The organism is Mucilaginibacter sp. (assembly GCF_036568825.1).
In the GTDB taxonomy this organism is placed as follows: domain Bacteria; phylum Bacteroidota; class Bacteroidia; order Sphingobacteriales; family Sphingobacteriaceae; genus Mucilaginibacter.
On sequence record NZ_DATCRU010000007.1, the window covers coordinates 37,687 to 49,664 of the forward strand.

10 protein-coding genes are annotated in these 11,978 nt (G+C 41.1%); 8 read left to right on the forward strand and 2 right to left on the reverse strand.

Translation table 11 applies throughout. The annotated features are described in order from the left end of the window. The first annotated feature begins 133 nt into the window (after positions 1 to 133). The 5 genes from VIM89_RS01685 (at position 134) to VIM89_RS01705 (ending at position 7,311) form a co-directional block, all read left to right on the forward strand. Positions 134 to 2,857: an Ig-like domain-containing protein gene (locus tag VIM89_RS01685; RefSeq protein ID WP_488154387.1), complete on the forward strand. Its 2,724-nt coding sequence runs from the start codon at positions 134 to 136 to the stop codon at positions 2,855 to 2,857. A gap of 50 nt (positions 2,858 to 2,907) precedes the next feature. After that, positions 2,908 to 3,312 carry a DUF1761 domain-containing protein gene (locus VIM89_RS01690; RefSeq protein ID WP_488154388.1) on the forward strand — a complete coding sequence of 135 codons (405 nt, stop codon included), beginning with the start codon at positions 2,908 to 2,910 and terminating at the stop codon, positions 3,310 to 3,312. Positions 3,313 to 3,513: 201 nt separating this feature from the next. Beyond that, entirely contained in the window at positions 3,514 to 5,199 is a 1,686-nt protein-coding gene (locus VIM89_RS01695) for a DUF6600 domain-containing protein (RefSeq protein ID WP_488154389.1), read from the forward strand. A gap of 162 nt (positions 5,200 to 5,361) precedes the next feature. Beyond that, positions 5,362 to 6,222, forward strand: coding sequence for an aldo/keto reductase (locus VIM89_RS01700; protein ID WP_488154390.1), 861 nt, complete (start codon positions 5,362 to 5,364; stop codon positions 6,220 to 6,222). 303 nt (positions 6,223 to 6,525) lie between these two features. Further along, entirely contained in the window at positions 6,526 to 7,311 is a 786-nt protein-coding gene (locus VIM89_RS01705) for a hypothetical protein (protein WP_488154391.1), read from the forward strand. A 57-nt stretch (positions 7,312 to 7,368) separates the two neighbouring features. On the opposite strand, the gene VIM89_RS01710 is transcribed toward VIM89_RS01705, so the two are convergent. Then, on the reverse strand, positions 7,369 to 7,659 hold the full coding sequence (locus VIM89_RS01710; RefSeq protein WP_488154392.1) for a YciI family protein: 291 nt from the start codon (positions 7,657 to 7,659) through the stop codon (positions 7,369 to 7,371). 135 nt (positions 7,660 to 7,794) lie between these two features. Here VIM89_RS01710 and VIM89_RS01715 point away from each other — a divergent pair, with 135 nt between their 5' ends. The 3 genes from VIM89_RS01715 (at position 7,795) to VIM89_RS01725 (ending at position 10,377) form a co-directional block, all read left to right on the forward strand. Then, positions 7,795 to 8,970: a galactokinase gene (locus tag VIM89_RS01715; RefSeq protein ID WP_488154393.1), complete on the forward strand. Its 1,176-nt coding sequence runs from the start codon at positions 7,795 to 7,797 to the stop codon at positions 8,968 to 8,970. A gap of 71 nt (positions 8,971 to 9,041) precedes the next feature. Beyond that, positions 9,042 to 9,575 (forward strand): RNA methyltransferase, encoded by a 534-nt coding sequence (locus tag VIM89_RS01720; RefSeq protein WP_488154394.1) that lies wholly within the window; start codon positions 9,042 to 9,044, stop codon positions 9,573 to 9,575. Between the two features lie 124 nt (positions 9,576 to 9,699). Further along, positions 9,700 to 10,377 carry a YdeI/OmpD-associated family protein gene (locus VIM89_RS01725; protein ID WP_488154395.1) on the forward strand — a complete coding sequence of 226 codons (678 nt, stop codon included), beginning with the start codon at positions 9,700 to 9,702 and terminating at the stop codon, positions 10,375 to 10,377. Between the two features lie 117 nt (positions 10,378 to 10,494). On the opposite strand, the gene VIM89_RS01730 is transcribed toward VIM89_RS01725, so the two are convergent. Next, on the reverse strand, positions 10,495 to 11,973 hold the full coding sequence (locus tag VIM89_RS01730; RefSeq protein ID WP_488154396.1) for a glutamate synthase subunit beta: 1,479 nt from the start codon (positions 11,971 to 11,973) through the stop codon (positions 10,495 to 10,497). Positions 11,974 to 11,978: the final 5 nt, after the last annotated feature.

Below are 11,978 nucleotides of genomic sequence, written 5' to 3' on the forward strand. Positions count from 1 at the left end.
TTATAGTATACGTTACATTTAGCGTACTGTTTTCAGTATTTTATTGTAAAAAAATGTTAAACCCGGGTCTTAATTCATGGCCTCTTGCCTGAAATAACTATATTTAGCCGGCATCTTTGATATACCAAATTTGATGAATTTAAGAAAATTTTTACTTGTTCTGCTAACTTCTCTTACTATCACGCATTTTTCGGCCTATGCTCAGCGCGATAGTATTCCACTAACTACCATCATTGCTAAAACTCAAAAGCTAACCAACGATCACCCTACAGAAAAGGTTTATATTCATTTTGACAAACCTTACTATGCAGTAAACGACACCATCTGGTTCAAAGCTTATGTTACCATTGATTTGCATCAGCTTACTTCGTTAAGCAAGATATTATATATTGATTTTATCAATGAGGGCCAACTGACAAAGGAATTAAAATTGCAGATGGTAAACGGAACTGCAATTGGCAGCCTTATACTGACACCTGATTTTGCCAAGCGGGGAAATTTCCATGTGAGGGCTTATACCCAGTGGATGCGCAATGCTGATCAGGCTTATTTCTTCAATAAAACTATAACTGTCGGCAGTAATACAAGCGGACTTGTGTTGCCTCATATTACTTATAAAAACGCTATATCAGAAAAGTCAGGTAAAATAAGTGCACAAATAGTCTACAAAGATGAGAATGGCGCACCTTATGCCGGTAAGAAAGTAAGCTGGAAGGCGGTAAATGATGATCGTACAATAAGCAAAGGAAAAGGAGAAACTGATCAGAATGGCGTGGTGAATATTAGCTTTATAAGTGACAAGCCTGAAGAGCTAAGCACAAGCACCATTAGCGCCGACCTGGAAACCGAAGAAAAAAAGACGGTAACCAAAGTTTTTCCAATTCAATTATCGCAACCTGCTATTGATGCGCAGTTTTTCCCTGAAGGCGGTTACCTTATTACCGGCATTCGGTCGAGAGTAGCGTTTAAAGCTATAAAACCCAATGGCCTGGGTATTGATTCGAAAGGAACTGTCGTTGATAACAACGGCACCGTTGTGGCAAATTTCGAGTCACAGCACCTCGGCATGGGAGTGTTTGTCCTAACTCCTGAGAATGGTAAAACCTACAAAGCCAATTTCACTTTTGCTGATGGCTCGCAAAGTAGCTTTGATTTACCTAATGTGAGGACTGAAGGCATTAATTTATCTGTAAATAACAACCAAAAGGATAGTTTAAGCATAAAGATCACTACAAACGATGGCTACTTTCAGAAGAACCAAAACAAAACCTTTTATGTGATGGCGCAAAGCAACGGTATTGTGTGCTACGCAGCCCAAACAGTTTTGAAGAATACTACTTATACTGCAGCTATTCCAAAAAGTAAATTTCCGACGGGTATCCTGCAGGTCACTGTTTTCTCATCAAAGGGAACGCCATTGAGCGAGCGTTTGGTTTTTATCCAGAACAATGATCAGATGAATGTGACGATGAAAACTGATCAGTCAACCTATTCGCGCCGGCAAAAAATGCGACTGTTGGTTGCTGCTAAAAGCAAAGGGTTACCGGCTGAAGGCAATTTTTCAGTAGCTGTAGTTAATGAATCCGTAGTGCCCTATGATGACGACGAGGCTCCGAATATCTTAAGTTATCTCCTGTTGACATCAGATCTGCGGGGTTATATAGAAAAACCGGGGTATTATTTTAATCATAACGATGAAAAAAGTATAACCGATCTTGATGTATTAATGTTAACACAGGGTTATCGCCGTTTCTCTTACAGGAATATCCTGGCTGACAAAATTCCACCTTTGGCTTTTTTACCGGAGCAAGGTATAGCTATATCAGGAATACTTAGAAACAATACGGGCTTACCTATAGCTAAAGGGAACATCCGGTTGTTTATACCGGATAAGGCTTATTCTACAACTACTACTACTGACGCAAACGGTGTATTTAAATTTCCGAATGTGCTGGTTTCGGATAGTTCAAAAATAAAGATCAGCGCACGGGATAATGCAAACAGCAATAACCTGATGCTTTCAATTAATCCATTGGTTGGACCGCCATCATCGTTATATATTAATCCTACCGGGGAAGTTGCCAATATCGATAGCGCGCTGCGGCCCTATTTACAGAATACTAAAAGGCAATTTAACATGCCACACACACTGGAAGGTGTAGTGATAAAAGCCAAACCGAATATTAAAAAACCGGATCATACCGATTATGGCACGCTGAGCGGATTGAGTATGATTGCTGATCATACAATACCTGGCGAACGCTTTAAAGATTGCAATTCCTTTGCTGACTGTCTTGTGGGCGCCGGATTGGGTTTGACCTATGACAATAACAACTTTTATATCACCAGGGACTACACCTCAGGCAAAAGAATACCAGTTGCTTACTATGTCAATGGTATGTCTGTGGATTATAATTATTTATATAATGTTGATACTAAAATGGTTGAAACGGTGGAAATCTTCAACAATGACGGGTTTAGCAGCATCAACCGAACCACAGGAACAAATGGCGTAGTATCAATTATTACCAAAAAACCACCTAAAGGCGAAAAGATATCAAAAGAAGAATTACTTAATATGTTGCCCAAAAACTATGAAGTGGAATTTATACCGGGCGGCTATAGTACAGCACGTACTTTCTATTCTCCAAAGTATGAAAATGCATCAGGCAATAGGTCAGAGTCAGATTTTCGCAGTACCATATATTGGAACCCTCTTATATTAACAGACAAAACCGGCAATGCTTCATTTGAGTTCTTCAATTCAGATGGCACAGGTACTTACAAGGCTGTGATTGAGGGTATAGATAAGGATGGCAATATCGGTCGTTATGTGTATCGTTATAAGGTTCAATAGTTTAAATATTTTTCTTAGATTTATTTAAACGTAGATTAAACCTTTAAACAATGAATCCTTCTTTTATCAACTGGCTGGCAGTGATAGTTGCCGGCCTCTCCGCTTTTGCAGTCGGCGGAATCTGGTATTCGCGCCCACTTTTCGGTAATGCCTGGATGGCAGACAGTCACCTAACCGAGGAACAAATAAAACAAGGCAAAAAAGGCAAAATATTTGGCTTTACTGCTCTTTTTTCATTGGTGATGGCTGCTAATCTGGCAGCTTTCCTTGCTACACCTACAACTACTGCGTCATGGGGCGCTACAGCAGGCTTTCTTGCTGGTGTATGGACTTTTTGTGCCATTGCAATCCATAGCTTATTCGAACTTAAAAGCTGGCGGCATATCTTTATAAATGGCGGCTATAGCGTGGTTTCATTAACGCTAATGGGGCTTATTATCGGAGCCTGGAGATAAAACAAAATTGTATGTAATTGATATTTATGAAGCTGAATAGCTGGGTAGCTGTTCAGCTTTTTTATTTTCTTCTCTTTAACAGCTAAGCTCCGATCATATATTAAAATATCTTTTTAATATTGTTGATATATAGCTTAAACTTATTGAATCAGCAACCGTCATACTTATAAATTTCTAAATTATATTTTAACAAACGCAATCATGAAAAAGATTTTATACATCGTATTACCGGCTGCCATATCACTTGCAGGGTGTTCGGCAATGGTGCAAACCACTGCCTACTCGCCCCAGCCGCAGCCGGTATACACCGACAATTTTGATAATACCAACTATCAAACCGACCAGGTATTTTATGATGAGCTTGCTCCTTACGGTACCTGGGTAAATTACCCTGATTATGGCTATGTATGGGTTCCTGATGCAGGCCCAGATTTCAGGCCGTACGCTACCAATGGTTACTGGGTATACAGCGATTACGGCTGGACCTGGGTATCAAACTATATATGGGGCTGGGCGCCATTCCACTACGGTCGCTGGTTTTATGACGACTACTATGGCTGGGCATGGTTACCGGGCCAGGAATGGGCGCCCGCATGGGTTACCTGGGGTAGCTATAATGATAATTTCTGCTGGGCCCCTATTGCACCGCATGTCAATATGAACGTGGTAGCAAGCGGCCAGTGGATGCCTGATGCAAATAGCTGGAATGTAGTTTCGGGAAGGCACATGACCCAGGTAAACGTGAATAATTATATCCAGCATAATACCACCATCGTCAACAATATTACCATTGTTAATAATGTAAATACTTACAATGCCGATAATGACCGCGGGGTCAATAGTCATGGAGGCTATAGATATAACCGTGGACCGCAAGTAGGCGTGGTTCAAAATGTGGCACATACCAGTATACAACCGGTAAGAGTAATCAATAATTCAAGGCCGGGTGCACAGGTTTTGTCGAACAATCAGCTTTCGGTTTATCGTCCGGCTATTCAACAAATGCCTGCGCAGGGAAATAATAACAGACCTGCCCCAAGACAGGTGCAAGCTTACAGGTCAGGAAATAATCCGAACAGGTCTAATCAAAACCAGCCCTTTAACAGGCCAAACAGGGATCAAAATCCTCAGCAAGGTCAGAATCAACAACCGAATAATCCACAACCGGATCAAAGGTTTAATAGAAGTAATGGCAACCAGAACCCTCAGCCAAACCAGCAACCTGGCAATCCGCAGCAGGATCAAAGGTTTAACAGAGGTAATGGAAACCAGAACCCACAGCAAAACCAGCAACCTGGCAACCCTCAACAAGATCAAAGGTTTAACAGAGGTAATGGAAATCAGAATCCTCAGCCAAATCAGCAACCTGGCAACCCTCAACAGGATCAACGGTTTAACAGAGGTAACGGTAATCAGAGCCCACAACCAAACCAACAACCGAGCAATCCTCAACAGGATCAAAGGTTTAACAGAGGAAATGGTAATCAGAACCCTCAACCAGGCCAGCAGCCTGGCAATCCTCAGCAGGATCCAAGGTTTAACAGAGGTAATGGTAATCAGAATCCTCAGCTAAACCAGCAACCTGGCATTCAGCAGCAGGATCCAAAGTTTAACAGAGGAAATAGTAACCAGAACCCACAACCCGGTCAGCAGCCTGGCAATCCACGACCGCAGCAAAATCGTTCGCAGTTTAACAGGCCTGAGAGCCAGAACCCTAATCCAAGACCGAACTCTCAGCCTAATGGACCACAACCTGGGCAGAATTTGAACCAGCGGCCGGCGAATCAAAATGCGATACCCGGTTTCAACCCGAATGCACCAAGGAATCGCCAGCAACAGCCTCCCAAGCCTGATACCAGCAAAAGAAGGCCTGTATTAAAAAGCTAAAAGCAAAGAAACCCGGTTGATTAACCAGGTTTCTTTGCTTTAATTGTTTATGTAATCTTTTTATGCCATATCAACTAATGAATCAGCTATGACAAATTTCCGCCTGCTTCTCCGAACATTTGTGTAGACGAGGTGTTAAAAATTTTATAAAACCATTTAATTATGTCAGATACAGCAACATTCAGCAAGGAATTTACCATCGGAGGCGATCTAACAGTTAATCGCCTGGGTTACGGAGCAATGCGGATCACCGGAAAAGGTATCTGGGGGCCGCCTAAAGATCATAATGAATCTATAAGGGTTTTAAAAAGAGCGGTTGAGCTCGGCGTTAATTTTATTGACACGGCCGATAGTTATGGCCCATATGTTTCGGAAGAATTGATAGCAGAGGCCCTATACCCTTATCCAACGGGCCTGGTTATAGCAACCAAAGGTGGTTTAACGCGTACCGGACCAGATCAATGGCCGGTAAATGCGCATCCGGATCATCTGAAAGAAGCGTTGGAAGGCAGTTTGAAACGCCTAAAGGTTGATCGGATCGATCTTTATCAATTACACCGTATCGACCCAAAAGTACCTGCCGAAGAAAGCTTTGAGTTTTTGAAAAAAGTACAGGAGGAAGGCAAAGTAAAACACATAGGCTTATCCGAAGTAAGTGTAAACGATATCAAAAAAGCGCAGCAATACTTTGAAGTGGTATCGGTACAAAACATGTACAGCGTTGATAACCGTAAATGGGAACCGGTATTGGAATACTGCCAGGCTAATAATATTGCATTTATTCCATGGTTTCCACTAAATGCAGGCAATGTGGAGGCGTCTGATAAAATTAACCAGATTGCGGAAAAACGTAATGCAACGGTTCACCAGGTGGCACTGAGCTGGTTATTACATCATTCGGATAATATATTATTAATACCCGGCACATCAAGCGTTGAGCACCTGGAAGAAAATATGAAATCGGCAGAGTTGGAACTATCCAGCGGTGATACTTATGTGCTTGATAGCATATCACCTCAATAATGGTAATAAAAAATTGATAATTCCTTTCATCAGGTTTAACAATAATTGCAACTTAAAATCAATCAGTTACGTAAAATGAGTTGTGAATAGTTTAGTTAAGTTTAGGTGTTAGGTTAATGTAAATTATGCCCTCGCTATAAGCGGGGGTTTTTTGCTTAGTATCTGCCTAACTATCTCGAGGATAAATATTTATCAAAAAAAAATTTGAACATATTAAACCTTTTTGTCATCGCCAAGTCATACACAGAAACAAAACAAAACTGAAATAATTTTTACAACCCCAAAAAACAACCCCCTTACGTTATGAAAAGTATTAAATTATCCCTAATTGTGCTATTAATGCTCGGTGCTTTTTCGTGTAAAAAGGATAACAGCACATCATCCGGCAACAGTGTGACAACAGACCAGGCGGCTGATATTGCAGCAGGTTCATTAGCTGAAAACTCTAATGGCTTTACTACTGTAACCGATGATATTGCGGTAAATGCACAAGGTATCAATTCAACAGGCAGTAATCTGACCGTAAATTCTACCCAGGCAACAGCATCTGTTCACCAGGAATGTGGTACCACCTTAACCGATAGTGTAACCCGTAATATTACTGTTGACTCGGTTACTGTTAATTATTTCTTTAAGTATGCTCACACTTTAAATTGTAATTCAAGTAATGTACCTGATAATGTGATCGATACCCTGAATTACAAAGGGAGCTTCGACGGCCCAAGATTAAGTTCATCAAACTCAGGCAACGCAAAGGTGACTATTGCCGGTTTATCACCAAGCGCAACCGACTTTGTAGTTAATGGTCAGTATACCCGCGATGGTTCATTCCAATCTAAAGTAGGTAATAAAGCTTCCGGTAACAGCCATGTAAGCATTGTAGGTACAAACATTACTTTGTCAAAACCTGGCCGTAAAATATTAAGCGGTACTGCTACCATTACTATCACCGGAACAGGCCCGAAAGGAAATTCATTTAGCTTTAGCGGTACTATTACATTTAATGGCGATGGTACAGCAACTTTAGCATGGTCTGGTGGTGCTTCATATACCATTAATTTAACAACCGGCTGGAGAGTCCGCCGTTAAGAATCCCCTTATTAAATATTTATTTTAAGCCGGTAGTATTTACTACCGGCTTTTCTTTTATACATCGGCCACTTTAAAGGGCTTTATATCTACCGTTTCCCAAACTTTTTGGGTGATATAAGGTTCACTTTTCTTCCATGCCTCCAGTTCTTCGTCAGTTTCGAATTGTAATATCATTACTGAGCCGATCATCTTGCCATCATCGTTCAGCATAGCTCCGCCTATAATAAAATTGCCTGTTTCTTTTAATTCCTTTGCACCAACAAGGTGATGCGGACGTGTGTTCATGCGATTTTGCAAAGCATCCTCATGTGTATAATCATAAGCTGTTACCAGGTACTGCTTCATTTTAGTTTGATTTATTTTAATAATTTCACTGCCAAATTTAAGACTCTTATTAACCTCGAAATAGCTTTTTAGTCAAAATAAAAAATAACTGTATAATTTACATATATTTGTTCTGCCAATAACTGCACCTGAAAGATGAAGAATAATCTTTACCCCGAATTTCAAAATACATTTAATAAAGAAGCAGAAAAAATATATTTCTCTCCCGGTCGCGTCAACCTGATCGGCGAACATATTGATTACAACGGTGGCTTAGTTATGCCCTGCGCTATTACCTTTGGTACTTATGTAGCAGTAGCCCCTAATAATGATAATGTATTCAGGTTTAGAAGTTTGAATTTTGATGATAAATTAGATATTCCGCTCCAGAAAGGCTATAAAAAAACAGGCGAAACCTGGTTTAACTATCCGCTGGGTATCATCGATTATTTTTTAAATGATGGTCACCAATTGCAGGGATTGGATATGTTGTATTATGGTGATATTCCTATCAGTTCTGGTTTATCATCATCAGCGTCTATCGAGGTGGTAACAGCTTTTATGCTGAACGATTTATTCAACTCCGGATATACTAAGCTTCAGTTGGTACAGTTGGGCAAACAGGTAGAAAACGTATTTATCGGCGTAAACTGCGGCATTATGGATCAATTTGCCGTTGCCTTTGGTGAGAAAGACAAAGCGTTAATGCTGAACTGTGATACGCTGGAATACCAAGCGGTAAATACCAATTTGGGTGAATATGTATTAGCGATCATCAACACAAACAAGCCCCGCAAACTGGCTGAATCAAAATACAACGAACGTGTACAGGAATGCCAGACAGCGCTAAAAGCTTTGCAACAGGAATTAAATATACAGCATTTATGTGATATCGATAGCGATACTTTTGAGAAGCATCAACACCTGATCACAGATAGCATCGTTTTAAAACGCGCAAAACACGTTATTGAAGAAAATGACCGTGTAAAATTGGCCGCCAAAGCATTAGCTGCCGGCGACTTACAATTGTTTGGCCAATTAATGTATGCTTCTCACGATTCTTTAAAGAACCAATACGAAGTAAGTGGTAAAGAATTGGATGCAGTTGTGGAATACAGTCAAACTAATCCTAATGTAGCAGGTGCACGCATGACAGGCGCCGGTTTTGGCGGGTGTGCTATTGCATTGGTAAAAGAAAGTGCTTTCGATACTTACAGCAAAGAGGTATCTGAATACTATACCAAGAAAATTGGTTATGCACCTTCAGTTTATAGCTCATTGATTGGAGATGGTGTGGGATTATTGAAAGAAATTCTAAACACTAATATCTAAATCCTAATATTTAGAAGATCATTAACTTTGCGCCAACTAATCTCTAATCTCTGATCAACTAAACTCTCCACTTGCGTAAATTAAAATTAGAAGAATTAAACCGTGCCTCCGTTGAGGAATTCAAATCACAGCAAAAACTGCCTATTGCGGTGGTGCTGGATAATGTGCGCAGCATGCATAATGTGGGCTCCATATTCCGCACTTGCGATGGCTTTGCAGTGGAACAAGTTTGCCTTTGTGGCATAACCGGACAGCCACCACACCGCGAAATAGAGAAAACTGCCCTGGGTGCTACGCAATCGGTTAACTGGAGTTACTACGCTGAACCTTTGCAAGCTGTAGAACAATTGCGAAAAGAAGGTTATAAAATAATAGCTATAGAGCAAGCCGAGAAAAGCATAATGCTTAATCAATTTGAGGCAGTTGAAAACGAAAAATATGCTCTGATATTCGGCAATGAGGTAAATGGCGTAAGCGACGAGGTGATGAAAGTGATAGATGCATGTATCGAGATTCCCCAGTTTGGCACTAAGCATTCTTTTAATATAGTTGTATCTGCAGGTATAGTTTTATGGGACTTTTTTACCAAGTTGGTTGATAACTGATCTTTCTCCTATCCTATCCTTTTTTTAAAAAAATAGCAATTTTCAATAACTGGTTTTCGCTCTGTTAAGTAATATTTGTGGCAGTAATAAATCTATTATTAAATTAGATTCTATTTTTATCACCATGACCAACGAAGTCACCATTAGCCCGCTCGCAAAGAAATTACAGGTAAAACCTAGCAAGCACTGGTTGCTTTTTAATGCTCCAGCTAATTATTTAACCTTGCTTGAACTATTGCCTGAAGGAGTGACGGTTTCATATGAAGCTAAAGGCACTTTTGATGGTGTGCAGTTATTCGTGAAGAACAGCTCAGAGCTTATCGAAAGTTTGAAAATAGTGGTACCTACACTAAAGCCTGACACTATATTCTGGGTCATCTACCCAAAGAAAAATTCAGGCATTGAAACTGATCTGGCTATGATGGGCAGTTGGACCGCGCCTTCTGATCACGGCCTGGAGCCTGTAGCATCTGCTGCGGTTGACGAAACATGGACAGCATTACGTTTCCGGCCTGTCGGCCAAGTAAAAGCATCCAATGTTGGCGCTGATGAGATCAAGCAAAATGAGTACGGGAAATGGATCGATGTAGATAAAAAAGTCATTATCCTTCGCGAAGATATTAAACAAATACTCGAGCAAAATCCGCAGGGATTAGCCAATTATGAGAAACTTTCCTGGTCTAACCGCAAAGAATATGTGCTTTGGATATTGACGGCTAAACAGGAAAAGACCAGGGAGGAAAGGCTGACTAAAATGGTCGAGAAATTAGAGGCTGGAAAGAAGAATCCGTCTGAGAAATAACAAAAAAGCCGGCAAGCATACTTGCTTGCACGGCCTAACTTGGGTTTATTAACTGATTGTATTAGAAATGCACTTTTATAACTAATTCACTAATCTTCAATCACTAATCCATTATCCTCAAAACACTTGTTCAAACTGGTTTACGGCATCTTTGCTTTCCAGTATGGAGTGTCCCATCAAAAATTCGTCAACTTTGCGGGCGCATTCGCGGCCTTCAGAGATGGCCCAAACCACCAATGATTGTCCGCGGCGCATATCGCCTGCTGTAAATACTTTGCCTACATTTGTACGATAATTGCCTTCTTTAGCTTTTACATTTTTACGCTCATCCAGGTGAACGTTAAGGCTATTGATCATTCCTTCATGTTGCGGATGCACAAAGCCCATCGCCAGGAATACGCGCTGGCATTCTATCTCGCGCTCAGAACCTTCTACCTCAACAAACTTGATCGGCCTTCCCATGATATCGGTTTCCCAGGTTACGTCGGTTACTTTTAGAGCTCTCAGATTGCCATCGGCATCACCTAAAAACTCTTTTGTATTGATACCCCAGTATCTTTGGCAACCTTCCTCGTGGCTTGAAGTTGTTTTCAACACCATTGGATATGAAGGCCACGGCATGCTGTGGGTACGGTCAACAGGTGGCTTCATCATCACCTCAAATTGATGGATAGATTTTGCCCCCTGACGATTTGAGGTACCTACACAGTCAGAACCGGTATCGCCACCACCTATCACCACCACATCTTTACCTGTTGCCAATATATCGTCGGCATCAAAGCCGATATCACTTACACGTTTGTTTTGCTGTTTCAGGAAATCCATTGCAAAATGGATACCTTTAAGCTCACGGCCCGGAATTGGCAAATTACGGGGGATAGTTGATCCGCCAGCCAATACCACCGCGTCATTACCACGTACCAGTTCATCAGCAGCTATATCTTTACCAACTTCAACGTTACATTTGAAAACAACACCATCTTCTTCCATAACTTGGACACGACGTTCAACTACCCATTTTTCCAATTTGAAATCAGGTATACCATAACGCAGCAAGCCTCCCGGTTTGTCATCGCGCTCATAAACCGTTACGGCATGACCGGCTTTAGCCAATTGCGCAGCTGCAGCCAAACCCGCAGGTCCAGAACCCACTACGGCAACCCTCTTACCTGTTTTAACAAGTGGTGCAGTATGCTTCACAAGGTTCTTTTCGTAAGCGATCTCTATGATATGTTTTTCTATCTCCTCGATAGCTACGGGCGGTTTATTGATACCCAACACACATGCTGACTCGCATGGTGCAGGGCAAATCCTTCCTGTAAACTCAGGAAAATTATTTGTCGATGATAATATCTGGTAAGCTTCTTCCCAGTTTTTACGATACACTGCATCATTAAATTCAGGAATAATATTGCCCAGCGGACAGCCTGAATGGCAGAATGGAATACCGCAATTCATACAGCGTGCAGATTGCTCATTCAGCTTTTGCTCCGAATACAGTCCCTCGAACTCTTTGTAGTTCTTTACACGCTCAGCCGGTGATACTTTATCGGGAAGTTCCCTGCTATACTCTTTAAATCCTGTTGCTTTTCCCATAAAAT

What these genes read in the sequence shown, in the direction of transcription:
- VIM89_RS01685 (WP_488154387.1), top strand. Translation starts at nt 134, where the DNA reads ATGAATTTAAGAAAATTTTTACTTGTTCTGCTAACTTCTCTTACTATC.
- VIM89_RS01690 (WP_488154388.1), top strand. Translation starts at nt 2,908, where the DNA reads ATGAATCCTTCTTTTATCAACTGGCTGGCAGTGATAGTTGCCGGCCTC.
- VIM89_RS01695 (WP_488154389.1), top strand. Translation starts at nt 3,514, where the DNA reads ATGAAAAAGATTTTATACATCGTATTACCGGCTGCCATATCACTTGCA.
- VIM89_RS01700 (WP_488154390.1), top strand. Translation starts at nt 5,362, where the DNA reads ATGTCAGATACAGCAACATTCAGCAAGGAATTTACCATCGGAGGCGAT.
- VIM89_RS01705 (WP_488154391.1), top strand. Translation starts at nt 6,526, where the DNA reads ATGAAAAGTATTAAATTATCCCTAATTGTGCTATTAATGCTCGGTGCT.
- VIM89_RS01710 (WP_488154392.1), bottom strand. Translation starts at nt 7,659, where the DNA reads ATGAAGCAGTACCTGGTAACAGCTTATGATTATACACATGAGGATGCT.
- VIM89_RS01715 (WP_488154393.1), top strand. Translation starts at nt 7,795, where the DNA reads ATGAAGAATAATCTTTACCCCGAATTTCAAAATACATTTAATAAAGAA.
- VIM89_RS01725 (WP_488154395.1), top strand. Translation starts at nt 9,700, where the DNA reads ATGACCAACGAAGTCACCATTAGCCCGCTCGCAAAGAAATTACAGGTA.
- VIM89_RS01730 (WP_488154396.1), bottom strand. Translation starts at nt 11,973, where the DNA reads ATGGGAAAAGCAACAGGATTTAAAGAGTATAGCAGGGAACTTCCCGAT.